The sequence below is a fragment of the Nostoc sp. UHCC 0252 genome (assembly GCF_034931145.1).
Taxonomy (GTDB): domain Bacteria; phylum Cyanobacteriota; class Cyanobacteriia; order Cyanobacteriales; family Nostocaceae; genus Nostoc.
This window is the reverse complement of the sequence record NZ_JAYGHE010000003.1, coordinates 95389-119593: the sequence shown is the minus strand read 5'-3', so window position 1 is coordinate 119593 and position 24205 is coordinate 95389. Positions and strand designations below refer to the sequence as shown.

Genomic DNA, 24205 nt, shown 5'->3' with positions numbered 1-24205 from the left:
GTTTAGGGCATTGGGCATTGGTTATTAAATATAATCCTCTGCCCCATAGCCTTTTGCTTCTCCACTGCGTATTTATCCTGCTCTGAATTCATCAAATAGTCATCATCAATCAATTCAACTGTTGTAACAAAAGCTGCACTAATTTTGTGTTGCATGGTCTTTTTTACCTGAAAAAAAGCCCAAATTTAAAATTACAATAAAGGAAATAAGTAATTTCTCATAAATGTTGTTTTATTGCAGTTAATATCTCATAGATTTAAGTACTTAAATTCCTTGTTTTTGTGTTAATTCAGTTGACATCTTTTGTATAATTTTTACCTATAAAAAATAACCTCATCTGGCGATCGCCTTTTCCTAGTAAATATAAAAATCTGGAATCTAAATTTAAAGAAACGATAAACTCCGTAATCTTGCGGTTTTGCCAGCGAGATTGATCTCTCTATACTTTAAATATTACGAAATGTTTCATTTATCAAATTTAGAACCAGGTGTTTATGGGGTTACAAAATCTTTCATTCTTACCGCAAGAAAAAGGAGGGCTTGAGACAGCAGCAAACCAGCCATTTTCAGAAGTATGGGCAAAGAAGTATTTGCGAAAGCTAGCTCAACAGGATGATCGCGTTGAAGTTCTCAAACGGAGTGAAATAGCATCTGAAGTTGCAACAACGTTAATGCAGGCACTCCGAACTACAAGTCTTCAAGCGTGGGGAAAAACAGAAGCACTTTTGTCTCAAGAGGTGATTAGGCATCAAATTGATCCTGACTTCATTGATCCGTGGGAAGTGGCAAAGGATACCCACCAGATTTATAAAACTGCCCTCTCAGCTTATGCTGAACAGATTCCTCCGCCGAAGTTTTCTACTCAGATTGCAAAGAATATGGGAAAGATTCGGCAGAAGTATATAGCAGATGATCCGAGAGTGATTGGGTTCATTAGTATACAGTTCCACTATAGCGGACAAATGCTCCTCAACTTGGCACCGCCAGCACAGCAACCATTGCTGAGTGCTTATTTTAAGGTGATTGATGACCATCTCTATATGCCGCTTCAGCGTGCTTACCAGGCAGCAGCAGAATATGCTTACGACGCACCACAGTTAAAAGCAGTCCAGCAACTCTTGCCGTTATGCAGTGAGATTGCGACTAAGATTGTAGAACGGGTGATGGAATTATATCCCACCTATCGCTGCTACACAGGTCGTTTAAGTGATACTAACATTAGGATTTCGAGTATCCGTGATGCGGAGATGTTTCAAGTCTATCTCTGGGTATGTATTTTGGAGAACAACATTAGTGCTATTCAACAAGAGCTATTTCCACTATGTGTCATGCTGTATCCCAAATTGAAGGTAAGCTGGGAATTAGTGCGGCAATTAATTAACTTACTCGGCATCGAAATCCGCTCTCGTTTAGAACCGGAACAGGCTGCTTACTTTCTGCCTTACTATGAGTCGTTGTGGGGAATGTTTTCACCGCAAGTATTCCCCGACATTGACATTCCTTAGCCCTAATATCGCAATATCTAACTTAGAATTTACGCACTGTACAACAAAATAATCATATTGTGTAGCAACGTAAATAGCTTAAAGCCCTTACAAATAGACATCTCCATAAATTAAATATGCCTTACCTAGAACCCTTGTAGAGACGTAGCACTGCTACGTCTCTACATTCTTTTTCGGAGATGTCTAATGACCAATGACAGCCTTTGCCAGTTAGCTTTAATTGCGCCAACCTACTTACTTAAAACCATCTAAGGAATCATCGCTACCTTAATTACCTGTCGCGCCTTCATCTCACAAAACACCTGTTCTAAATCTTTTAATGGCCGTTGTTCACTAATAAGCAACTCAAAGGGAATTTTGCGACTAGCGATCAGTGCTAACGCCTCCCGTACATACTTTGGTGTATTGTGAAACACGCCTTTGATGGTCAGTTCGCTGTAGTGTAGCTGTTCTGTGTTGACAGTAATGCTGGTATCTCGTGGACATCCACCAAATAAGTTGACTGTTGCACCAGGACGGGCGCAAGCGATCGCAGTTTCCCAAACACTTGGTACACCTGTGGCTTCAATCACCACATCTGCGCCCCATCCTTGGGTAAGTTCTTTCACCACACCGGGAATATCCGGGATTTGATGATAATTAAAGGTCTGGGTTGCACCCAATTTTTGACCAATTTCTAGCCGATGGTTATTACCTCCCCACAGCAACACCTCAGCTTTCTCGCTCAACGCCGCCACAAACATCAGCCCGATCGCCCCATCTCCCAAGACGACTACTTGATCTTTGGGCTTGATATTAGAACGGGCTACACCATGCAACACACAAGCTAAGGGTTCCGTCATGGCTGCCAATTCCCACGGCAACTCATCGGGTATCTGCAATAAATTATGCTGTACTATCGGTGCGGGAATTTTCAGGTATTCCGCAAAAGTCCCGTTATTCCAGGTCAGATTCGGACATAATGAATACTCTTGGCGTTGACAAAAAAAACACTTCATGCAAGGCGCGGAATTATTAGCGACGATGCGATCGCCCACTTGCCAATTTGTAACGCCTGTACCCAAGGCAACAATTCGCCCAGCACCTTCATGACCAAACAGCGTTGGCGGTATTAGCATTTTGGCATGACCACCACGCCGCCAAACTTTCAAATCTGTACCGCAAGTTGTTGCTGCCCCTACTTGAATCACAACTTCACCAGTTGCCGGAGTGGGGTCAGAAACTTTCTCTAAGCGTAAATCTTCTTGCCCATAAAGTAACGCTGCTAACAAAGCTTTAAACCTATTAATTAGCTCCATCCGATTTTACCAGTTGGAGCTAATTGATAGGTCTAAACAAATTTTATCGAACAGAATTCAGGAGTCAGGAGTCAGAATTCAGCATGAATTCTGACCGAAAAAGCGGATGAATAACCGGGTTTAAAACCCCCACCAAATCGTAGATTTGGTGGTCATCAATCCTGCACCGGTCTGAATCCCCGACTGATTGATTCTGACTCCTGAATTCTGACTTCTGAATTCTTCTTCAAAAATAGCAAAAACTAAGTATTTACCACTGGTTGGGGAAGCACCCCGGTGTTCCGGGTATCCACATTAGGTAAGCGAGTAGCAGTTAAGAGTGGCACTTCTTGTCGGCACGATAGGCAAAACCAATATAGTTCACCATGACGGGCATGACGCAGGAGGGAACCACCGCAGCATGGGCAGGTGTTGGCTCTTGTACTCATACCAATGTCCTCCTTAAAAAAATTTGTTGTTTTAAACTAAGCAAAAAAACAGGTGATTAAAAATTGATTTTGGTCGCATTCATGCAACCATTCGATTCTATGCGGTCTTTTATAATTTGTCCGTAAACAGATTCATATCCGTTAACCATTTGGCTAACGCATTGCCCAGAAGTTCAGCTTTTTCGGCGTGGTTAATTTCACCTAGATATTCAATCTGCTGATCATCAATGTGAGGGGCAATCTTTTGTTCATGAAAATCGCCAGGGGCAAATGATGTCAACTCATGACCGCGACGAACAAGTTCATCAGTCAAGCGACTCACCACCAGTTCTATTCCTCCATAAGTGGGAGGTGGAACCCTTTCCCATAAGGGGGCAACTTGAGCGATTTTCATAAGTTTTTTTGGTTCAGTCTATGAAATTGTCCTCAATATAATGAGTTGCATCATTATTCTATGAGAACAAAGCATTTCTACTTACTCTTTTGACATTTAAATTAACCTAAAAGGCTACCAAAAGTGCAATAAAGGTTAACAGTCGTGTAAGTTTTCTATCGGCAAATCTCAACTCGGAGCCAGACTTATAACCTATAGCAAATCAATTACTTGTTGCATCTGTCTTGGGGATCATAATGAAGTAAAATATTTTGTAGCAGAGCTTACAAAATTGAATATTTAGTAACTGACAATACTAAAATATCTAATGGGATCAAATGATTAAAGGTTTGTTTAAAGGTAATTGGCAAATGAAAAATAAATTATAAATATTAAGTAATTGTACAATAATTACATAATTTGTAATTTTTAATTTACAAAAAATTCTGATAACTAATGAAAATCGCTACTTGGAACGTCAACTCAATTCGCACTCGTCTCGAACAGGTTACTGATTGGTTAACTAACAATCCCGTTGATGTTCTCTGCTTGCAAGAAACCAAAGTTGCGGATGCCGAGTTTCCGCGATCGCCTTTTGAGCAGTTGGGCTATAACCTTTATATATCAGGACAAAAATCTTATAACGGCGTAGCCCTGATTAGCCGACAGCCACTTTTAAACGTAAGTAGCGGGTTTAGGGCGATTTTGCCAGATTTACATCACGAATGGGATGAGCAAAAACGGGTAATAACAGGTGTAATTGATGGTGTTCGGATTGTTAACTTATATGTTCCCAATGGTGCAGCAGTAGGAACGGAAAAATATGAATACAAACTGCGCTGGTTAGCAGCGCTACACGAGTATTTGCGATTGCTGGTGCTGTCGGAACCTGCAATTTGTGTGTGCGGTGACTTCAACATCGCCTTAGAAGATAAGGATATTCACGAGCAAGTGAGTACAGACAATCACATTATGGCAACAGCAACCGAGCGCCAAGCCTTACGCGATATTCTGAAACTGGGATTTGCCGATGCTTTCCGCAAATTCACCACCGAAGGCGGAAATTATACCTGGTGGGATTATCGCGCCGCCGCCTTTCGTCGTAACTTAGGTTGGCGGATTGACCATCACTATCTCACACCCGTACTATATGAGCGTGCTACAAGTTGCATCATTGATGCCGCACCCAGAAAATTAACCCAACCCAGCGACCATACGCCGGTTATTGTGGAATTTTGAATTTTGGGAATGGGGAAGAGGACTTGGGGACAAGGGGACAAGGGGACAAGGGGAAAGACTTGTTTCAAGTTCTCACCCCCAGTCCCTAGTCCCCAGTCCCTATTCCCATTCCCCATCCCCTATCAATTTAACGGCTTATATATATCTTCTGAACTGGGATTGAGATAAGGGCGTTGTAAATCTATTAGGTGTCGCGCAAAATGTTGGTCAATCGTCCTCATCCGTTCCTCCATTGCATTCTTGCCTTTTTGCCAAGCTTCAAGTAAAGCATTAGCGACAATTTGGCAACGGTTCATCCCAAAAGTTTCTTGTGCGGCAAATTTTTGGGTTGGTTCTTCGGCTAAACCTAAACCTGGGGCTAGAAATTTGGTAAACAAGGGGATTTCGGGCTGGAAATGAGATTGATTTTCTGGATAAATAGCCTGAAGGATTGTGCGAATTGCTGGATAGTCGGGGAGTTCAAAGTAAAGTAGCCCCGAATCGTAGCGTCCGTATGCAGAAGGGTTGTGGAGAACCTGAAAGCTAAAGGGAATGGAGGCTGCATTCAATTGCAGTGTCAGACTTTCCATAAGAGCGATCGCACCAGATGGTGTAAAGTTAAAGTAAATTCGCCCTGCTCCCAAATCAGCATCAGGGTTACTTAGCTGTTCCTGCCCAACATTACTAACTGCTAAGTAACAACCATTTTGCATTCTATTTTTGGGCATCCAGATTGCTACCATGTCACCCACTTTGGTCGATTTCTTGCTGGATTTGAGGTGGCAGTCTGGCTCAATATAAAGTGTTAAACCGCCTTTAGTCACAGCCATAGTCCCATCAGGTTCTTTCCGCAACACCTGCCATCGAGGGTCAAAGTAACCTATGCCGTGATTACTGGCGTGTAGATGCTCGTAAAAGTTCCAATCAATTTCTAAGATGGAATTATCTGCTAAATCATGCTTTGATGGGCAATTATTACTATCAGTATTGACCGCTAAAGTACTTTGTAGAGAGCCATTGTAATAGATCCCATAAAGAAAGTTTCGCAGCAGTAGAGTTAGATATTTCTGTTGTAAATCTACAGAATTTTGCTGAAATCTCTCGGCTACTTTAGTCGGCAGAGCAAAGGGTTGATAATTGGGATGATAAATACAAAAATTTGGTTCAATCTGAATATTCTTAGCAATATCGAATAGAGAATTTAGCGGTTGATTGATAGAGTAATTTAGCATTAATCCATTTAGAACTCAAACTTTAAAAAACAGAATTCAGGAGTCAGGAGTCAGAATTCAGAACTGTTCTGCTTCCTGCTATTAACAACCACGAAGCCGAGTTTTTTCGTAATAAAGACGAAGTAGCTGTGGCTCTTTTACAAGCTGAGGAAGTTTATGAACTTTCCCCACAGGGTTAAGGATTTCTGACTCTGATATTCCGAAAATAGTCAGTACACCTTGCTGCGGCATAGTGAGTAAACTTTTAGCCACTTGCAGCATACAAATATCAGCATTATTAAAGGATTTCCGGCAGGTAATCATATCCTGAATTTGATGAATTAGTGCCAGTCCTGCAAACTGGATAACGCGCACAATAAAGTCACTGCGATATTCCAAAATCATCGGGAAAGTATTTAGATAACCCCTAATGAGGGCAATAATTGAGGGTTGTAAACTCTCCAATGGTGTCAAAGCCAGATGTAGAGATTCTTGTAACTCAATGGTGGGATCTACGACGAGACTATTGAGCCAAATTCGTAAATAGCTTGCGAGTAAAGTCCCTAAATCAAAAGCTGGATCTCCCCAAGAACAAGCTTCCCAATTAATTAGTCTGACTAGGCAATTGTCTAGTTTTTCCCACCTGGAATGAACCAAGATGTTGTTCAATTTCAGGTCGTTGTGAGTCAAGCAGCAGGGATTCCAGTCATACGCCAAATCAGCGATCGCAGATTCTAAACTCTCAGACTGCTGGTATAGTAGATAGAATTTCAGCGCCTCTGTGGGAACCGTGCCAAAAATCTCTGGCCCAATTGACTCTAACCCTTGCGCCGGATTGTAAAAGCCATAGCGAAACTCTCCTTGGGGAGCAGTTGCCATAAAATCCTTATATTCTCGGCGGTTGTAGGTTGCGCGATGGAGTCCCGCTAAAGTAGTACCGATCGCAGTGGCAATTTCTTGTGGACAAATCTCATTGTTGTGGTACAATGTCGCAAGTTCCCGATATTCACTTAAGTAGTTGCGGACAAGGATGGAATTCTCTTCGTCAAAATGAACTACCAACGGTGCGATCGCAGAAATGTTGCCAAGAACTGGAAACTGCTGGAGTAATTGATGAAATAGCCACTCCTGAAACAATTCACGAGGAGCGCCGTCATTGCTTTTAACGTTACGTTCTTGTTTAATGAGCAGTTTACGATTATCTGCTAGAGTCACGAGTAAATCGAAACTGTTCTTACTACTTCCTGGCAACTCAGATTTATCTGATGCGTCATCTTCTGAGCTACACAGCCCCGCTTCTAGCAGATACTGAATAACGTTATGAGAAGACAGTGATAATACCATGTATTATTTCCTACTTCATTAAATTACTTAAACTTATCTGTGTCGGTATTTGCTTGTACTTAGCAGTTGTTGGTAGATAGTGAATAACGATAAAGATTTGTACAATCTACTAATATCCCATCTTTCCGATCAAAACCTGCCAAAATGGTACAAAGTCCTTTACAATTGCTTTAAAATTCACTCCTAGATACGGTGATATCTTTAGACTTTTTCAGCATAGTTACTTAGATACATCTAGAGCAAGTTTTGTGGTACAGCCTTTTGATGTAGCAGCATCTCCAGCAAAAAACTGATTGGCGGCAGATGTTATTTGATGCTCAGTAGTCATCCTGAAGGCGGCGAAGAATTTCAGTAATCCTTCGTGGTAGGAAGCATGACATTCAACGCTATTATTTTTATTTATCATCCCAAAGCCAAAAAAACCGGAATTTTTAGGCAATTAGTATTTATTTTTTTCTTTAATTTTCAGAATTGATGTCTGGAAGCCTTGTTATTACGTCATTTTTCTTACTTACGTATTGTAAATGGCTATAGGCGATCGCAGACAACGGTTACATGAGTACATCTTATGGAAGTGTACTTTTGTCAAGGATGGTAAGACCTCTCCCTGGTTTTCCTATGTAAAACCGTCCCTCTCCGAGTCGGAGAGGGGAAGAGTTAAGATTTGGTTTCGATATCGTATAAATTGCAGAGGGTGAGGAGTTTTTGTTTGAGGCGATCGCGCAGACTCTCAGGTGATACAATCACGCAATCTTCCCAATACCGCGATACTTCTCGAATCAACCAGAAAGGATTAGCTACTCGCCGCACCACCTGACGCACATTATTAATCATGTCATCCTCAATATCATCTTCTTTCGGTTGATAGGCTTTAGCTAGCCAGCCCCGAAAGTGTAATTGCACTTTTACATAATCAAGTTCTCCTCGCCAATCACCACTTGTAGGGACAACAGACTTAATTCGTTCAAAGCTTAAGCAACGATTGTGCCAAAGTTCGGGTAATTCTGGGATATCGTTTTCTACGTCTGCTGTCTCTTCACACCAAATCATCAGATAAAAGCGTTTCTCAAAAAAGCGCACCTCAGCGTGACGAACTTTGTAATCTAACTCGTGACCTTGAGAGTTGGAATAGAGAATGTAGAAAGGCTGTTTGGCTTTACTTAGTTCTTCTATGGTATTTCGCCATTCTTGGATAGGTTGACTAAGTTGCTTCATCAGCAATTGACGAAGAGGTGCTTCGAGATTGCCACGTTCTAGTAAAAGTGCAAGTACAGTTTGCGCTTCTCCTATGTGGACTGCATCATTCAAAGCTTTTATTGCCTGCTGTAAGGCATTAATTTGGTTAGAGTCAAGCGTAAAGGGCTTTCCGACCTCTACAGATTGTTGTGCGATCGCCACTATTAAGCCCGAAATACTGGGTTCTTTGCCCCAAGTGATATTGAGTTGGCGAGCGATCGCTTCTAGTTGTTCCTTAGTTCCTGGCGGAATTGACAGTGTAATCGTTTCTTTTTTTCTCGACATTTATAAAATGTACTTGCACTTGTAATTTATTTGTGCCATATTCATAGATGTAATTATAAATAGTCTAGTTGCAAAAAAGTGCAGTGACATAAATTGAGTTTGTCAGGTTATGTCAGTATAAGCACTCATCTCAAAAGTTGACTTTGCAACCTAGACTCGATTTTGGATTGGAGTATCTTTATATGTCCAAGCGCAATAGGCTTTTGAATAATCCTCCAAAGTCTTTGGAGGAGATTTATTTCAGTGAAATTCGCCCCCAGCTTTACGAAAATCATGCACATCATCATCAGTACGGCGTGAGAACGGGTACAACCCTTGCAGAACATCTCGATTCTGCGTGTCAGTTCATTTTGACAGTTAGCCGAATCGCAGAAGTTCCAGAAGATAAAAGACCTTTGCTACTAGCTGCAACTGCTGTTCATGACCTGAATAAATTAGATACCCAAGGACGCAATGTTAAAACCCTGGCTAGAAATCAGGAATTTTTACGAGAACAACTTGAAAAAGCTTGTGTACTTAGTTTTGTTGTCTCAGAAGATGATTTGGAGTTAGTCAGAAAGCTAATTGAGCGCCATTCAGGTCATAACGTCAGCGATGGAGCAAGATTTTTACCAGAAGACCCAAATATTGAACGTTGGGCGGCGATGCTTACAGCTGCGGACTTATTTGATTTAGGAATTCCAGATGCCCAACGTTTTCGTAAACTGGAAAAAGAATTAACCGTTGCTTTTGGACGAAGCTGTAACCTGTTTAGAATTAGCATTTCTGAAGATAAAGGCTATATTACAGCCTTGTTGCTGGGTGCTTGCGAAGAGGTTTTGCAAAAGTATGGGTTAAATCCTTTAGCAATTTTCCCTGATGGCGAACTTTTTGAAGGGGAAGCTTTAGCAAATATAGATTTGACAAAAGAAATAGCTGCTGTTTGGCAAAGTAAAATTGACCAAGTTTTTGGGAATAATATCGAAAGACTTGTCAGACCTACTAAAGATGGTATTAAAGTTACTTATCAAGCTATCCAACAAAATATTGAGGAAGTTTTGGTAAATGTTGAGGCTCTTTTAGAAAGGAAAAAAGCTGGATACAAATCAGACAAGATTGCTAAAGATGTAACGAAATGGGGTGAAGCGGCTGGTGCAGATGCACTAATAAAAGCGGCTGAACTTCAGTTATTACCTGTAAGTAATGCAGAAGAATTTGCCATATCTGAAGGCTTGAAGGCAGCTTATCTTAGTTACCGTGAAGCCGGATTAAGCCCTAAAGAAGTTTGGGATAAAATTGCTCATCATACGGGTATATCTGAACTTCAGCGTACTGCAATTGAGTCGTTTAATGGTCAATATGGGCGACCTTTATTTGCTGCTAAGGCTGCTGTTAAGGGAATTGAGGGTATTAAAGAAGCTCTACAAGAATCTTTCCAACTAAGAAAGGAAAGTACACAAATATCTGAAGAAACAGAAGTATCTGAAGAAATGATTGCAGCCGTTAGCCGAATGGTAAATTTACCTTTTGCTATTCGGCTAAATGGAGCTAATGATTTAAATGCTTATGTAGAAGCAAATCCCAGACAAAGATGCTCTTTAGGTTCTACTTCTACTGATATAGATGAGCTAATTTCAGATAATATGCCTCCTGGTACAAAAGTACAAGCTTTTTCTAATCGCTTACCGGGTGGTATCAGTGCTGAACCGAAAAGACAAGCAGATTCAATTGCAGCTTTAGCCTACCAATTAATGGCAGTCGGGGCGAACTTTCCTGCTGTTAAAAAACAAGACCCGCTTTATTTGCACTTGGCATTACCGAAAGGTTCTGCTCCAGAACTGTTGAGAATTTGGCGTGGACTTTTAAAACAACTTGCAGCAACAAATGCTGAAGGTGGTACTGTCACTATTGATGAATTGAAATTATATAAAGATAATCAGCTTGAATTTAAAGCTAACAAAGTAGTTGGTTTAGCATTGCCAAAACGTCCTAATTTTGTTCATACATCTGTCATTATTCCTTTACTTTGGGGAGATGTTAATAATTCTTTAGCTTTACTCAAATCACTGAGGCTTGCTTTAGAAATTTCCCTGTCTTTAGATATTGGCTTTCCTTTTGTCTTGAGTAGCAATCTAGAAGTTGAGTTATCTAGTGATATTTACGGACGAATAGAGGGAATTCCTTCTGCACTGCAAACTTTATTGGGAAATGGACAATATCAGCAACGCCAAGATGCAGAAAAAATTCTTGAGCGACTACGTTGCATTGGCAAACTAGCAACATCTGTTGCAAGTATTCAGAAAGCTGATGATTGTTTGTATGATTTGGCTCGTGCTTGTGTCAGACCAATTGAACTTTATTATGTCTTGCTACGTTGGACTCTGCGAGAACAAGACGAACCAAACTTGAGCGTTATTTGGAGTCGCATTTGTGAGCCGTTAAATACTTTACTGGAGAGCTTTATGCCAGATGAAAACTTACTCTTAACTAAATATCTTAGAGAAGCTGCTCAAGTTGCAGCAGAGGGAAAAATTTGGGGAAGTTCTTTTAAACGAACTGCTCAAGCAGAACCGTTTACAGCTTTTATTGCTGCTATTCGTTCTCAAAAGCCTTATTTGGGTTTAGATGTCATTTTTGCCGCTTTAGTACAGCAATATCATACTCGCTTAGACCGTATCCGTGAGCATGGCGTAGGTGCAACAAAGTATGAACAGGTCAAGCGTTATTACGAGCTATTACGAAAACTATATGAGGAGGTTTATTCAGCACGTCCTGAAAAGTTTTTATCTGACCAAAAAACTTTAGAAGCTGCTTATTTATTCTTCCTTGAGGAAGCGCGTAAACAACTTAAAAGTCAATCTGAAGATGATTCTGTCGAAACAACTACAACTGTTTAAATAATTAGGAGTTTTTCATCATGTCCATTTCAAAACTTTCCTCGGTACTAGCAACAAGTTATGAGAATTTCCCCAAAGGACGTTTTATTACTTTAGTTGTTTTAAGAACAACCCATTCTGAAACTATCTTCCGTACAGAAGGTTCAGGTGAACCAATGTGTAGCGAATTTGTCCAAGCTGGTTTAGAGGGTGAAAATCAAAAAACTATAATTCAACGCTTGGTAATGACTAAGCGTAAACAAGTAGCACCAGAAAGACGCTACGGACGAGAACATTTAAGAGCGCATGAACTTTTATACAGCAACCCTAAAGATGGCTCTCTTTGTTCTTTAAATACTAATGCACCTTGTGAAATGTGTGTAGATTGTTTCCTCTACGGCTTCGCGGCTGGTGGGGGTGGCGCACAGAAAAGTCGCATTTGGACTGAAGACGCTTTTAGTATTTTACCTGCTAGTGATGTTGTAGGCGATCGCACCATAAACGCCATCTACGAAACTGGTACAATGCGCGATGAAAAAGGTAACGCCTCAACAGCTTTAAATACCAGCGAATACATCAAACCAGGCGTGCATTTTTTAGATGTCGTCACCCTAAAAGATGTAACTGCGGATGAACTGCGCTATATCATCGGTAATATTCTTTTCACAAGTCGTTACGGCGCGGTTTCCAGTCGTGTTGGACGCATGGAAAATGAAATATTAGGTGTATTTGGTAGTATTACCGAACTTCCGAGTTCTTTGGAACTTGTACAAGCTACTTATGATGTCTTAGGTAAGCCTTTAGAACATCCTTTGAATATTAATCAATTAATTACAGCAAGTAAACAAGTAATTTCTAATTGGAAAAATAAGAGAGGGGTTTCTGTGCAGCTATCTGAAGAAGAATTAGCAAATTTACTGACTGATGTAGAAACTAATTGGTCAGAAGCTGAACGTGATAATTTTCTCAAGCGTTTAACGCAATCCTATGAATCCTTCCGTCAGGTTGCACCTGAAAAGAAAAAGGCTAAGGCGAAAGGCAAAAATACACCAGTTGAAGTAGAGATTTAGATTATGTCAACAATTCCTTTTCAGCAGGCAAAACTTGTTGAATTATACTGTCTTGAACCAGTCTTTTTTGCCTCTAGGGAGTTGTCTGATACCTATTACACTGAGGGGGTAATTGGGAATTATGCTCTTACCTATGCTTTAGGTTGGGTTAATTCCCCCTATCGCCTCCAAGGTCAGGCTACAGGACGACCAACCTACAAAGAAGATTTACAACCAATAGCGCACGATTTTTATATCTTACCAGCTTCACCAGTAGGTAGAGTGACATTCAGATTTGAACGTTTCAATGCTCTTTCTGATTCTTACTGGTATGCAATGACTAATAACCGTGTTGCTACGGCGCGGGAAGATTTACCATTACAACGCCAAGGGAAAAAACCAAGTTCATTTAGACCAAGTAATTTTCCGCAAACTGGAAGACTGCGGATGATTGAACGCAGAAATAAATTTCAAACTTTGGTATTTGGAAATAATCAATTACCAAATTATATTCGCCTTGGTAAGTTCATGAGTAAAGTCAAGGTGAATGTGCTGAATGAATTTCCTGTGACTCTACTACCAGAAGGCGAATATCAAAGTCAACATTATCTAAATGCTGCTGATTTACCACAGCAAATAGAGGCTTTAGCATTCGATTTAATTTCTATTCCTCCTGCACCCATCATTAAAAATCTTCGTTTTCGAGGTGCTGCTTGGCAAGTTGGAGAAATGATTGTACCAGCAGGTTTACATTTTTGCGGTAGAGAAAGCAACAATGAGTAATCAAAGATTAGTTATCAGATTAGAACCGCGCAGTATTTCGGCTTGTGCATCTTTGCCAGATGAACTATCTTTTATGGGGAATGCGCTCCAGCATCAAGTTGATGTATTTGAACAATCTAAGGATGCAGATATTATCCTTGATTTAGCACCAACTGGCACAGGTAAAACCAACGCAGGACTAACAGTATTAAAACATCAGCCAAATAAAAGTGCTGTTTACATTGCTCCAACTAATGCTTTAATTGAACAGCAAACAGAAGCAGCAAAAAAGTTTGTTAGAGAAGCTAACTTACCTCATATAGTCAAATCAGCTTCTGCTAAAGATATTAAAAGCTGGTCTAACGATAAAGTTGGCAGTCGTTCAGGGGAAAAGCTGTATAACGTATTACGGAATCCAGCTACAGTTTTTCCTGATGTTGGAGCTAATACGCCCATCATTTTAGTCACAAATCCTGATATCTTTTACTATGCAACTTTCTTTGCGTATAACAACTTAGATAGAGGTAATATCGCCAGTAGTTTTTACACTAAATTTTCGACAGTCATTTTTGATGAATTTCACCTCTACGATGCTAAACAGCTAGTAGGAATGTTGTTTTATCTCGCTTATTCTCAAGTTTTTCGCTTTTTTGAGAACGGACGCAAAGTAGTATTGCTGACAGCTACACCAGAACCAGCTTGTGAATTAGCATTGCAGAATTTAAAACAGGCTGGTGTGAAGATAGCAAGAATTGATGGAGAAGCAGGTAATACTAATCTTTTACCGTCACAAACAGCAGTTAATCTAGAATTAAGACCAAAACCAGATAGTAAAGAAGAGTGGTTAGCAGAGTTAGCAGCAGAAGTTGTCCAACGTTTTCGAGAAAGACCTGATGAAAATGGTGCTGTAATTCTTGACTCTCTTGATAATATTAATCGTCTCTCAGATTTACTGCGAAAGCAAGGAATTGGTGATGATATCGGGCGCATTACAGGCCCTGCACCAAAAAAAGATAGACAAAGGGCTATGCAGTGTCAAATCATTTTGGCTACTAGCACTGTAGATGTAGGATTTAACTTTGAAAGACATCCTGAACCGAAACGGCAAAATTTAGATTGGTTGATTTTTTCAGCACGCGATCGCGCCGCATTTTGGCAGAGAATTGGTAGAGTAGGGCGTGTTTTGGGTAAATCTGAAACTAATATTGATTCAGAAGCTATTGCTTACTTACCTACTAACGCTTGGGAAGAAGGCTTAACGTCTCTAGATACTACTGGGGGACGTACAGCCTTAAAAGACTTACTTGAAACACTTCCCTGTTTAGATAAGCCTTTTTTAAAAGCTTACTGGCGTTCAGAAGCATTTCTAGAAATTGCCCGTCCCTTGTTGGAATTGGAAGAAATGCTTGAAGGTTTAGCTGAGGAAAAATTGATTTTGGAGTTATTCAATACTCTAAAATATATTTTTGAAGGAAACAGAACTTGGGATGATTATCGCTATAGAATGAAACTTTTACGAGGTGCTGAAACTATTGCGAAAAAATCTCTCAAAGAAATCAAAAAGGATTGGAAGTATATCAAAGGTGGTCAAGCTTTTGTCAGAAGTTTTATCAAAGCTAAATTTTCTGAAGATTGGGATGACTTACAAGCTGGACGTACAACTTTAGACGAATACGTAGATTTATTTCAAAAAGATGAAGAGGCACTAGCTGAGTTAAAAGAATTTGCTGAAGTTTTTAGTACAAGCTATGCACCGTTATTTAGTTTTCGCTCTAGTCTGTTTGAAAGTCTTTCCATTCGTGACCCTCATGGTTTGATTCTAGATGAATCAGAGGAAACAAGACTAGATCCTTTTCACCTATTACGCTATTACGAATTTGTCCAAAATGGTGATTATATTGAAATCACCAGTCGCGCTACTGAAACTTATCAATTGAGTTTTCGATTGCGTTATACTGATAACTGGCAAGAATTTATCAGTACAGAACTGAACAAGCTAACAGCTTTTAAAAATTGTCAAATTATCCGCAGTGCTGGAGGAGCAATACGGCCTACACCTCTAATACAAGCTTTGAATAGACATCTTTTACCAGGAGTAATTATTTGTCCAAGAACAAATGCTGCTGTTATTTTCCAATTAAACAAGCAAGGAATTACTTCTTATCCAATAATCATTGATTGTAATGATATGGAGAAAGAATATAGATTTTTTACAGGCTTGTCAGGCATTTTAACAATGGCAATGAAGTTTAAACAATTACGTCTTCCAGATGATGAAGTTTTTATTGCGGGATAAATAATTAAATTCTCGCACCAATGGTGCGAGAATTTGTAGAACATCAATTTATAAGTATATTTCTCTCACATCCCCCGTGAAACACTATCAACAACAAACCAACGCCTTCCCCAGCGATTACCTAAATAACTTGTGGGGAGAAATCCAAGCTTGTCCTTACTTTGCTATCAACAACCTCAACCGCGATTTTGTCGCTACGAAAGGATTTTCTGTAGTGTTCCAGCGTTCTGGATTAGCAAAAGTAGAACAGCAGTTTCCCTACTTCAAACCTTACCTAGATTTGGCTCTCCAGCCGAGTTGTAATGCTTTTTACCTCAATCCTTTACAACTCAAAGAAGGCTCCCGCGTCGATCCGCATATCGATCGCTCTTTACGTTCCTACTCCAAAACCATTGAACCGCCTGCGGTTGTTAGTGTTCTCTATGTGCGCGTACCTGCGGATATGGAAGGGGGAGAACTGGTATTGCGATCGCACAAACGCCAACTTGGGCAAGTTAAGCCACAAATCAATACTTTAGTTTATTTTCAAGGTGATTTAACCCATTCGGTTAACGCTGTCAAAACTCCAGGAAATCGTCTAAGTCTCGTTTGTGAACAGTATAGTTTGAGTGATGCTGAACTCCAGGAAATCCCTGAGTTTACTGTAGAGTCAAGAATCACTCAGTCTACAACCAAAAAGAGAAAATATGCCTCATAGTTTAGTGTTGAATTTGCTACCTCAATCGCCCATTCCACCACAGTATCTCACAGGTAGACATCTCCACGCCCTATTTTTAACCCTCGTTAGTTCTGTAGATACCACATTGGGCGATCGCTTGCACGATTCCACCGCAGATAAAGCTTTCACCCTCTCCCCCCTGCAAATAAGGGGAGAGGGAATAGGGGATAGGGGACAGGATCGGGGTAAATATAAATCTAAAATTTCTACTAGCAGTAGTTTGCAGTACTCACATCAACAACCTATTCCCGCCGGAACTCCTTGTTGGTGGCGCATCTCTTTATTAGATGACACTTTATTTGGCAAACTTACCCAACTCTGGCTAAATCTTAATCCCAATCGCCCTTGGCATCTTGGCCCGGCTGACTTGTATATTACCAGCATTCAAGGCACACCCCAATCTATTCAACCTTGGGCAAATGCCAGTACTTACGCTCAATTATATGAAGAAGCTAGCGATCGCCATTCTTCCATTAACCTTAGCTTCTCCACACCCACTGCCTTCCGTCAAGGACAGTATGATACTACCCTTCCTACTAGAGAATCTGTGTTTAATTCCCTACTTTCGCGGTGGAATAAATACAGTGGCATAGAATTTACTCAAATTGCGATCGAGTCAATATTTCCCTCATTTGTCAATATTCACACAGAAATATTAGCTGATTCTCGCAGCAAATTTATCGGCATTCTTGGCGAAGTAACCTATAAGATTTTAGGGGCAGTTGAACCAATACAAATTAAGCAAATTAACGCTTTAGCTGACTTTGCTTTATATACTGGTGTCGGAAGAAAAACAACAATGGGTATGGGAATGACGCGACGGCTGTATTCTCCTTAATTTGAACAATCATTTAAAAACCACCTGAGTTATGAATCAAACCGAATATATCTCCATTGCGGCATTGAATCAATATGCCTATTGTCCGCATCGCTGTTGGCGGATGTTTTGTGCAGGAGAGTTTACCGATAACCAATACACAATTGAAGGCACAACTTTACACGATCGCGTCCATACCACAAGCGATGTACAGCGAGGAGAAACTTGGCAAATTAGAGCAATTTGGTTGAAGTCTGAGCAATACAAACTAATCGGTAAATCTGATTTAATTGAAGCAGAATCAGGTAAAATTTATCCAGTCGAATACAAACGAGGACGCAAAGGCGAATGGGATAACGATGAGTTGCAAGTTTGTGCCCAAGCCTTATGTTTAGAAGAAATGACAGGAAAACCAGTTAACACTGGATATGTCTATTATGCCCACTCCCATCAACGGCAATTAGTAGAGATTAATGCAGAGTTACGGCAAAGTGCGATCGCAACTATTCAATCTGTCACAAATCTCCTAGAAACAGGAGCAATGCCAAAACCAGTTTACAGCAAACGCTGCCAAGGATGCAGCCTTTATTCGCAATGTTTGCCCAAAGCAACCGATAAAGTCAAAAGTTACCAAGAAGTAAATTAAATCATACCCCAAAACCATCATGTAGAGACGCGATAAATCGCGTCTTAAAAGACCAATTGTCTACACCAGCAACCCTTGCTAACCCGTATTTAATTATACCCGACAAATCTATTCACCCAAGCCCAAATTATTACTAGGAAGAATCAAAAATGGGAACACTTTACGTAACACAAGCCGATGCTTTTATCGGTAAAGTTGACGAACGTCTCACCGTCAAAGCTGAACAAAAAATAATCTTGGATATCCCTTTAATTAAAATAGAGGGAATTGTAGTACTAGGACGGGCTACTATTTCTCCCGCCGTCGTCAATGAACTTTTAGAACGTCACATTTGCTTAACATTTCTCACACAAAACGGACGATATTTAGGGCGTTTAGAACCAGAAGCTACTAAAAATATCTTTGTTCGTAAAGCCCAATGGCAAGCTGTGGGAGAATCACAACCAGCAATCCATTTAGTTAGAGGATTTGTACGGGGTAAATTGAAAAATTACCGCCATAGCTTACTTCGCACTCAGCGAGAACATCCTGATACTGACCTGAATAATAACATCACTCGATTGGAAAACGCGATCGCACCAATCGAAAAAACTAGCAGTATTGATTCCCTCAGAGGTTTAGAAGGTGCTGGTAGTGCAGCCTATTTCGGTTGTTTTCAACAACTAATCAAAACTTCAGAATTCCGATTTAAAGCCAGAAACCGCCGTCCACCAACCGATCCGGTTAATGCCCTACTGAGTTTCGGGTATTCATTGCTACGTCATGATGTGCAAAGTGCTTTAAATATTGTCGGCTTCGATCCTTATCTAGGATACTTACACGTTGAACGTTATGGTAGACCTTCCCTAGCCTTGGATTTGATGGAAGAATTTCGTCCCTTAATAGTGGATGCTGTAGTGTTGTCGCTGATTAACAAGCGATCGCTAACCCTAACTGACTTTACCACCGAACCCCTCAGTGGTGCTGTGTCTTTAACCAAAGAAGGACTGCATACATTCCTTCGCGCCTACCAACAAAAGAAACTATCGAGTTTCAAACATCCAGTCATGGGAAACAAATGCACCTACCAAGAATCCTTTGAAATTCAGGCGAGGTTATTAAGTAAATACCTCATGAACGAAATCGACAAATATCCTCCCCTAGTTCTCAAATAACTTGTAATTTCTCCCCATTCCCCATTCCCCATTCCCTATTCCCTTCATGTATATTGTTGTCAGCTACGACATTCCAGAAGATAAACGCCGGACTAAAATCCATTCGATTCTTAAGTCTTACGGACAATGGATGCAACTGAGTGTGTTCGAGTGCGATATCACTCTCACTCAGTATGCTAAACTGCGATCGCGTTTATCTAAATTGATTAAACCCGATACCGATAGTGTGCGTTTTTATTTTCTCTGTGGCTGTTGTCAGCGAAAAGTCGAACGCATTGGCGGAGAACAGCCACGAAACGAAACAATTTTCTTTGCTGAATCTCCTTCAGGCTAGGTTCCTGCATCTCAAATGCGCGGAGGGGTAGGTGTACAAATTTCACAGCTAGAAAAAAGTGCTTCTATCCCAACTCCAGCAAGGCTTTCAACCTCTTAGTCGCCTAATCCTCATCCGCGCAATCTCTGAAATGCTTATCAAAACACGATTTCAGCCTTTAAATTTTCCTAGCGCTCTTTCCAAACGAATTCTCTAATGCTATGATTGCCCTTGAACCGCGAAACTGCACCTTGAAAACTAAATACAGCTTGGGTTTCAGGCTCCTGCTATTGCAATTTATCAAAATCCCTATCAGGGATTGAAACAAATATTGCCAAATCTGAGGAATGGCTGCTAAGAATTGCAATTTATCAAAATCCCTATCAGGGATTGAAACCAAGCTTCTTTACCTATACAATTTTTACCACCAAATTGCAATTTATCAAAATCCCTATCAGGGATTGAAACCCCCAGTTCCAAGTACTGCAACTGCGGGAGCTATAAATTGCAATTTATCAAAATCCCTATCAGGGATTGAAACCAATGGAAACCGCATAATCTTTTTGGCGCTCAAGATTGCAATTTATCAAAATCCCTATCAGGGATTGAAACTTGTTTATATAGATTGATGCTAAGGGGAATTTATGATTGCAATTTATCAAAATCCCTATCAGGGATTGAAACCTTTAGCTCCTCAGTTCTGGTTTAAATTCTCATGATTGCAATTTATCAAAATCCCTATCAGGGATTGAAACAAATAAATTCTATTACAGAATTAATTGCCTGGATGATTGCAATTTATCAAAATCCCTATCAGGGATTGAAACACAAATCAAAGCAGCTTACGAGTGGGCAAAGAAAGAATTGCAATTTATCAAAATCCCTATCAGGGATTGAAACAATTAGCCACTTCTTTGGATGCTCATTTAAGTGTATTGCAATTTATCAAAATCCCTATCAGGGATTGAAACTTCCTTCGAGGTACGCGGCTGAGATTTCGGCGCAATTGCAATTTATCAAAATCCCTATCAGGGATTGAAACTTTGACTTTACTAGCAATCGCAAATCATAGCCCATTGCAATTTATCAAAATCCCTATCAGGGATTGAAACAGAACTTATGTTGAAAGAGATTTAGTCCCGCGTATTGAAGCAACAGATTGCAATTTATCAAAATCCCTATCAGGGATTGAAACTGACGCAGATGTAACAGGACAAGTTATCAATACAAATTGCAATTTATCAAAATCCCTATCAGGGATTGAAACCCCGATCTAAATAAGTACCATGCAAAAGTTAAACAATTGCAATTTATCAAAATCCCTATCAGGGATTGAAACATCTTCTCTATGATTAATTGTATCCTGGAAATTGCAATTTATCAAAATCCCTATCAGGGATTGAAACTTTTTATAAGCGATCGCATCATCTGGATCAAGAAATTGCAATTTATCAAAATCCCTATCAGGGATTGAAACGCGAGAGACAATAGCAATCCCTAAACTGTTGGATTGCAATTTATCAAAATCCCTATCAGGGATTGAAACACCGCAGACGATTGGGATTATCTGCAAGCAAATGATTGCAATTTATCAAAATCCCTATCAGGGATTGAAACAAAATTATGACCAACACACTGGCAGAATTCATGAAAATTGCAATTTATCAAAATCCCTATCAGGGATTGAAACACTGGTGGCCCCTCATAGTTAGCAGCATCAAAATTAGATTGCAATTTATCAAAATCCCTATCAGGGATTGAAACATCCGACCGATTATCTTCATGCTTACGACTTGAGTATTGCAATTTATCAAAATCCCTATCAGGGATTGAAACAATCCAGAAGCTGTTGATATGCTCGTTCGGATGGCAGAATTGCAATTTATCAAAATCCCTATCAGGGATTGAAACGAAGCTACGGTAACTCAATCCACAGGAGTAGCAGCAGAATTGCAATTTATCAAAATCCCTATTAGGGATTGAAACATTAGCATATTGTAAAGCGTTCTTTAATTGAGTGAAATTGCAATTCATCAAAATCCCTATTAGGGATTGAAACAAACTACCCCAGAATGACCACTTGGCGCGGACGCATTGCAAATTGCAATCTATCAATTTTTTTACCGCCTACCTGCTTTCCAATCTTCTCCACCGATTAGCTGAGTTAAAGTTTCAGCCACAGATAAGGCTAACTCTTTAGCTGAATAAGAATAAGTTAGTGCTAAAAACTTCAAAGCAGTCTGATTTATCTGGTTTTTGTCTACCATTTCAGCCAGTTGGAATTGATTATATGCCCCACTCATCACTTCTTCACTAGCATCTGCGTTGGCGTAGCCCGCCGCAGGCATCGCATCTTCAATAATTTCTTCTTCTATCAAATTCTCCCATTCATCTAAATTAATATAGTAAGATGTTTTATTATCTTTAAGATTCAGCTTTTTAATTTCTCGGATAGAATTACGAATAGAATTAGCCCATGAACCAGTTAATCGTTGTTCTACTTGGTTCTTAATCAAATGAATCAGCAGAATCCTTAAATAAGCTTGGATATTCCGCAAAATAGCTTGTTTACTCATGCCTTCTAATTCATCAACAATTGCCAAGGCATCTGTGTAACGTCCTTCCTGAATACAAGTTCTGAGGTCTATTAATTCCTGTGTCATGTTTATTAACCTCAAAATTTAATCATGCTAATTTGAATATAACAATTACTCATCTTTGATGGATAGAGCAGGTAAAATACCTGCTTTTATTTAAGCAGTATGCTTCACTTGTTAGCCTGTATCACTTGCAAACTGCCACCTGCGTATAAAGTTGGCTCACTCACATTAAACCCAACTTCACTTAACAATCCAGCCAAATCAGTTTTCAACAATTTCCAAGCTGTTTCCGTCTCAAACAAGAACAAAAATAGTGAGATTCCAGGCCAAAATATCGGATTTGTTGGAGCGTGAAAATCTACCAGTGTAAACACCCCTCCTGGCTTCAACACCCGATAAACTTCATTAATAATTTTTCGTAATTGCTGAGGCTGCATCTCATGTAATGCAACGCTGATATGCACCACATCAAACAGATTATCTGCAAATGGCATCTCCTCAGCAAAAGATTCAACATAAGACGCTTCAGGGACATTTAGCCGCGCCCGTTCCAAAGACTTAGGTGAGGCATCCAATCCTGTTACATTTTGTGAAAATTTTACTAAAAATTGTGTTGTTTGACCACTACCGCAACATAAATCCAAAACCTGACTATCTGAGTGAATTGTTAAGCCTTGCAAAGCAAGTTGCCGAAAACGCGCTTCACCACCTAAACTTAAGGCTGCTAAACGAGAGATACCATCATAAAACCACTGATAGCGGTAACTCCAATCCCTTAAAATTGTTGCCATTGCATATTTCCTTGCTATTAAGCTTTATTATTTAATAAAGATATATTGTTAACATTAGTAAAAAATCTGAAAAGATTGGGGGAAAGTAACAGCTATGGGTCGTGTAGGCGTCTTATTACTCAATCTCGGTGGCCCTGATAAGCTAGAAGATGTCGGGCCGTTTTTGTATAACCTATTTTCCGATCCAGAAATTATTCGCCTACCGTTTCGCTGGTTGCAAAAGCCCTTAGCCTGGTTTATTGCCTCGCGGCGAACCAGAACATCTCAAGAAAATTATAAGCAAATCGGTGGTGGTTCCCCACTGCGGCGGATCACAGAAGCGCAAGGTCAAGCTTTAAAAGAACAACTGGGTCATTTAGGACAAGAAGCCAATATCTACGTGGGAATGCGTTATTGGCATCCTTATACAGAAGAAGCGATCGCACAGATCACGCAAGACAATATAGAACACCTGGTAATATTACCACTATATCCCCAGTTTTCTATCAGTACTAGTGGTTCCAGCTTCCGGCTTTTAGATAAGCTTTGGCAAGAAGACCCAAAACTTCAGCCCATTGAATATACCGTTATTCCTTCTTGGTACAAACAACCGGGCTACCTCCAATCAATGGCCCAACTCATAGCCCAAGAACTTGAGCAGTTTCCTAATCCAGACGAGGTTCATATATTCTTCAGCGCTCACGGCGTTCCGAAAAGCTATGTTGAAGAGGCTGGCGACCCTTACCAGCAAGAAATTGAGGAATGTACTGCTCTGATTATGCAGACCCTCAATCGTCCCAATGTTCACACCTTAGCTTATCAAAGTCGTGTCGGCCCAGTAGAATGGTTGCAACCTTATACTGAAGATGCGCTCAAAGAATTAGGCGCACAAGGCGTTAAAGATTTGGTTGTCGTGCCAATCAGTTTTGTCTCAGAGCATATTGAGACACTGCAAGAAATTGATATTGAGTATCGAGAAGTAGCAGAAGAATCAGGAATTCACAACTTCCGCCGCGTTCCTGCGCCTAATACCCATCCAGTATTTATTAATGCACTTGCAGACTTAGTAATTGATGCGCTGAAAAACCCCAGCTTCAAGCTTTCGCAAGCAGCCCAAATGAAAAAAATGGTGAAAATGTACCCCCAAGAGCGTTGGGAATGGGGTCTAACTACTAGCGCTGAAGTCTGGAATGGTCGAATTGCTATGCTAGGCTTTATCGCCTTAATTATCGAGTTGATTACCGGTCACGGCTTCTTGCACATGATTGGGCTTTTGCAATAAAGGGAATTGGGAGTTGGGAAGAGGACTTGGGGACAAGGAAAATTG

Annotated in this window: 21 protein-coding genes, 1 pseudogene and 1 CRISPR repeat array; of the genes and pseudogenes, 12 read left to right on the top strand and 10 right to left on the bottom strand. The window is 40.2% G+C overall.

Features of this window, described 5'->3' with window-relative positions:
- Positions 1-2: 2 nt before the first annotated feature.
- A complete protein-coding gene (locus tag VB732_RS02725) occupies positions 3-155 on the bottom strand; it encodes a hypothetical protein (protein ID WP_323229276.1) in 153 nt (50 codons plus the stop codon).
- 339 nt (positions 156-494) lie between these two features.
- Between VB732_RS02725 and VB732_RS02720 the strand changes: the two genes are divergently transcribed.
- Positions 495-1505, top strand: a complete 1011-nt coding sequence (locus VB732_RS02720; RefSeq protein ID WP_323229275.1) for a hypothetical protein — start codon at positions 495-497, stop codon at positions 1503-1505.
- Positions 1506-1753: 248 nt separating this feature from the next.
- On the opposite strand, the gene VB732_RS02715 is transcribed toward VB732_RS02720, so the two are convergent.
- From VB732_RS02715 to VB732_RS02705, 3 genes and pseudogenes are all read right to left on the bottom strand, one after another.
- The gene (locus VB732_RS02715; protein ID WP_323229274.1) at positions 1754-2776 is read right to left on the bottom strand and encodes a zinc-dependent alcohol dehydrogenase; all 1023 of its coding nucleotides are present in this window, start codon (positions 2774-2776) and stop codon (positions 1754-1756) included.
- A gap of 269 nt (positions 2777-3045) precedes the next feature.
- A complete protein-coding gene (locus VB732_RS02710; protein WP_322641664.1) occupies positions 3046-3231 on the bottom strand; it encodes a hypothetical protein in 186 nt (61 codons plus the stop codon).
- A 256-nt stretch (positions 3232-3487) separates the two neighbouring features.
- Positions 3488-3625 (bottom strand): annotated as a pseudogene (locus VB732_RS02705) (glycosyltransferase family 4 protein); the annotation flags it as partial.
- A 435-nt stretch (positions 3626-4060) separates the two neighbouring features.
- On the opposite strand from VB732_RS02705, the gene xth reads away from it, so the two are divergent.
- Positions 4061-4843 carry an exodeoxyribonuclease III gene (gene xth / locus VB732_RS02700; RefSeq protein ID WP_323229273.1) on the top strand — a complete coding sequence of 261 codons (783 nt, stop codon included), beginning with the start codon at positions 4061-4063 and terminating at the stop codon, positions 4841-4843.
- A gap of 122 nt (positions 4844-4965) precedes the next feature.
- On the opposite strand, the gene VB732_RS02695 is transcribed toward xth, so the two are convergent.
- The 4 genes from VB732_RS02695 to VB732_RS02680 form a co-directional block, all read right to left on the bottom strand.
- The gene (locus VB732_RS02695) at positions 4966-6054 is read right to left on the bottom strand and encodes a T3SS effector HopA1 family protein (RefSeq protein ID WP_323229272.1); all 1089 of its coding nucleotides are present in this window, start codon (positions 6052-6054) and stop codon (positions 4966-4968) included.
- An 81-nt stretch (positions 6055-6135) separates the two neighbouring features.
- The gene (locus tag VB732_RS02690) at positions 6136-7377 is read right to left on the bottom strand and encodes an aminoglycoside phosphotransferase family protein (protein WP_323229271.1); all 1242 of its coding nucleotides are present in this window, start codon (positions 7375-7377) and stop codon (positions 6136-6138) included.
- A 220-nt stretch (positions 7378-7597) separates the two neighbouring features.
- Positions 7598-7816: a hypothetical protein gene (locus VB732_RS02685; RefSeq protein WP_323229270.1), complete on the bottom strand. Its 219-nt coding sequence runs from the start codon at positions 7814-7816 to the stop codon at positions 7598-7600.
- 218 nt (positions 7817-8034) lie between these two features.
- Positions 8035-8898: a WYL domain-containing protein gene (locus tag VB732_RS02680; protein WP_323229269.1), complete on the bottom strand. Its 864-nt coding sequence runs from the start codon at positions 8896-8898 to the stop codon at positions 8035-8037.
- A 182-nt stretch (positions 8899-9080) separates the two neighbouring features.
- On the opposite strand from VB732_RS02680, the gene VB732_RS02675 reads away from it, so the two are divergent.
- The 9 genes from VB732_RS02675 to cas2 all read left to right on the top strand — a co-directional run bounded on the left by VB732_RS02675 (position 9081) and on the right by cas2 (position 19529).
- Entirely contained in the window at positions 9081-11774 is a 2694-nt protein-coding gene (locus VB732_RS02675) for a CRISPR-associated protein Csc3 (protein WP_323229268.1), read from the top strand.
- A 20-nt stretch (positions 11775-11794) separates the two neighbouring features.
- Positions 11795-12823, top strand: coding sequence for a type I-D CRISPR-associated protein Cas7/Csc2 (gene cas7d / locus VB732_RS02670; protein ID WP_323229267.1), 1029 nt, complete (start codon positions 11795-11797; stop codon positions 12821-12823).
- Positions 12824-12826: 3 nt separating this feature from the next.
- Positions 12827-13585: a type I-D CRISPR-associated protein Cas5/Csc1 gene (gene cas5d, locus VB732_RS02665; RefSeq protein WP_323229266.1), complete on the top strand. Its 759-nt coding sequence runs from the start codon at positions 12827-12829 to the stop codon at positions 13583-13585.
- On the top strand, positions 13578-15860 hold the full coding sequence (cas3, locus tag VB732_RS02660; RefSeq protein ID WP_323229265.1) for a type I-D CRISPR-associated helicase Cas3': 2283 nt from the start codon (positions 13578-13580) through the stop codon (positions 15858-15860). The genes cas5d and cas3 overlap by 8 nt, the downstream gene beginning before the upstream one ends.
- 76 nt (positions 15861-15936) lie before the next feature.
- Entirely contained in the window at positions 15937-16557 is a 621-nt protein-coding gene (locus VB732_RS02655; protein WP_323229264.1) for a 2OG-Fe(II) oxygenase, read from the top strand.
- Positions 16547-17416, top strand: a complete 870-nt coding sequence (cas6, locus tag VB732_RS02650; protein WP_323229263.1) for a CRISPR-associated endoribonuclease Cas6 — start codon at positions 16547-16549, stop codon at positions 17414-17416. Before VB732_RS02655 ends, cas6 begins: the two co-directional genes overlap by 11 nt.
- 31 nt (positions 17417-17447) lie before the next feature.
- A complete protein-coding gene (gene cas4 / locus VB732_RS02645) occupies positions 17448-18041 on the top strand; it encodes a CRISPR-associated protein Cas4 (protein ID WP_323229262.1) in 594 nt (197 codons plus the stop codon).
- 149 nt (positions 18042-18190) lie between these two features.
- Positions 18191-19195, top strand: coding sequence for a type I-D CRISPR-associated endonuclease Cas1d (gene cas1d, locus VB732_RS02640; protein WP_323229260.1), 1005 nt, complete (start codon positions 18191-18193; stop codon positions 19193-19195).
- A gap of 46 nt (positions 19196-19241) precedes the next feature.
- Positions 19242-19529 (top strand): CRISPR-associated endonuclease Cas2, encoded by a 288-nt coding sequence (cas2, locus tag VB732_RS02635; protein ID WP_323229259.1) that lies wholly within the window; start codon positions 19242-19244, stop codon positions 19527-19529.
- Between the two features lie 268 nt (positions 19530-19797).
- Positions 19798-21567: a CRISPR direct-repeat array (repeat unit 37 nt; unit sequence ATTGCAATTTATCAAAATCCCTATCAGGGATTGAAAC).
- A 61-nt stretch (positions 21568-21628) separates the two neighbouring features.
- Here cas2 and VB732_RS35920 read toward each other — a convergent pair.
- Both VB732_RS35920 and VB732_RS02625 read right to left on the bottom strand, forming a co-directional pair.
- Positions 21629-22171, bottom strand: a complete 543-nt coding sequence (locus VB732_RS35920) for a DUF29 family protein (RefSeq protein ID WP_416235723.1) — start codon at positions 22169-22171, stop codon at positions 21629-21631.
- Between the two features lie 104 nt (positions 22172-22275).
- Complete coding sequence (locus VB732_RS02625; protein ID WP_323229258.1) at positions 22276-22899, bottom strand: class I SAM-dependent methyltransferase; 624 nt, start codon at positions 22897-22899, stop codon at positions 22276-22278.
- A 94-nt stretch (positions 22900-22993) separates the two neighbouring features.
- Here VB732_RS02625 and hemH point away from each other — a divergent pair, with 94 nt between their 5' ends.
- Positions 22994-24160, top strand: a complete 1167-nt coding sequence (gene hemH / locus VB732_RS02620) for a ferrochelatase (RefSeq protein ID WP_323229257.1) — start codon at positions 22994-22996, stop codon at positions 24158-24160.
- Positions 24161-24205 lie beyond the last annotated feature (45 nt).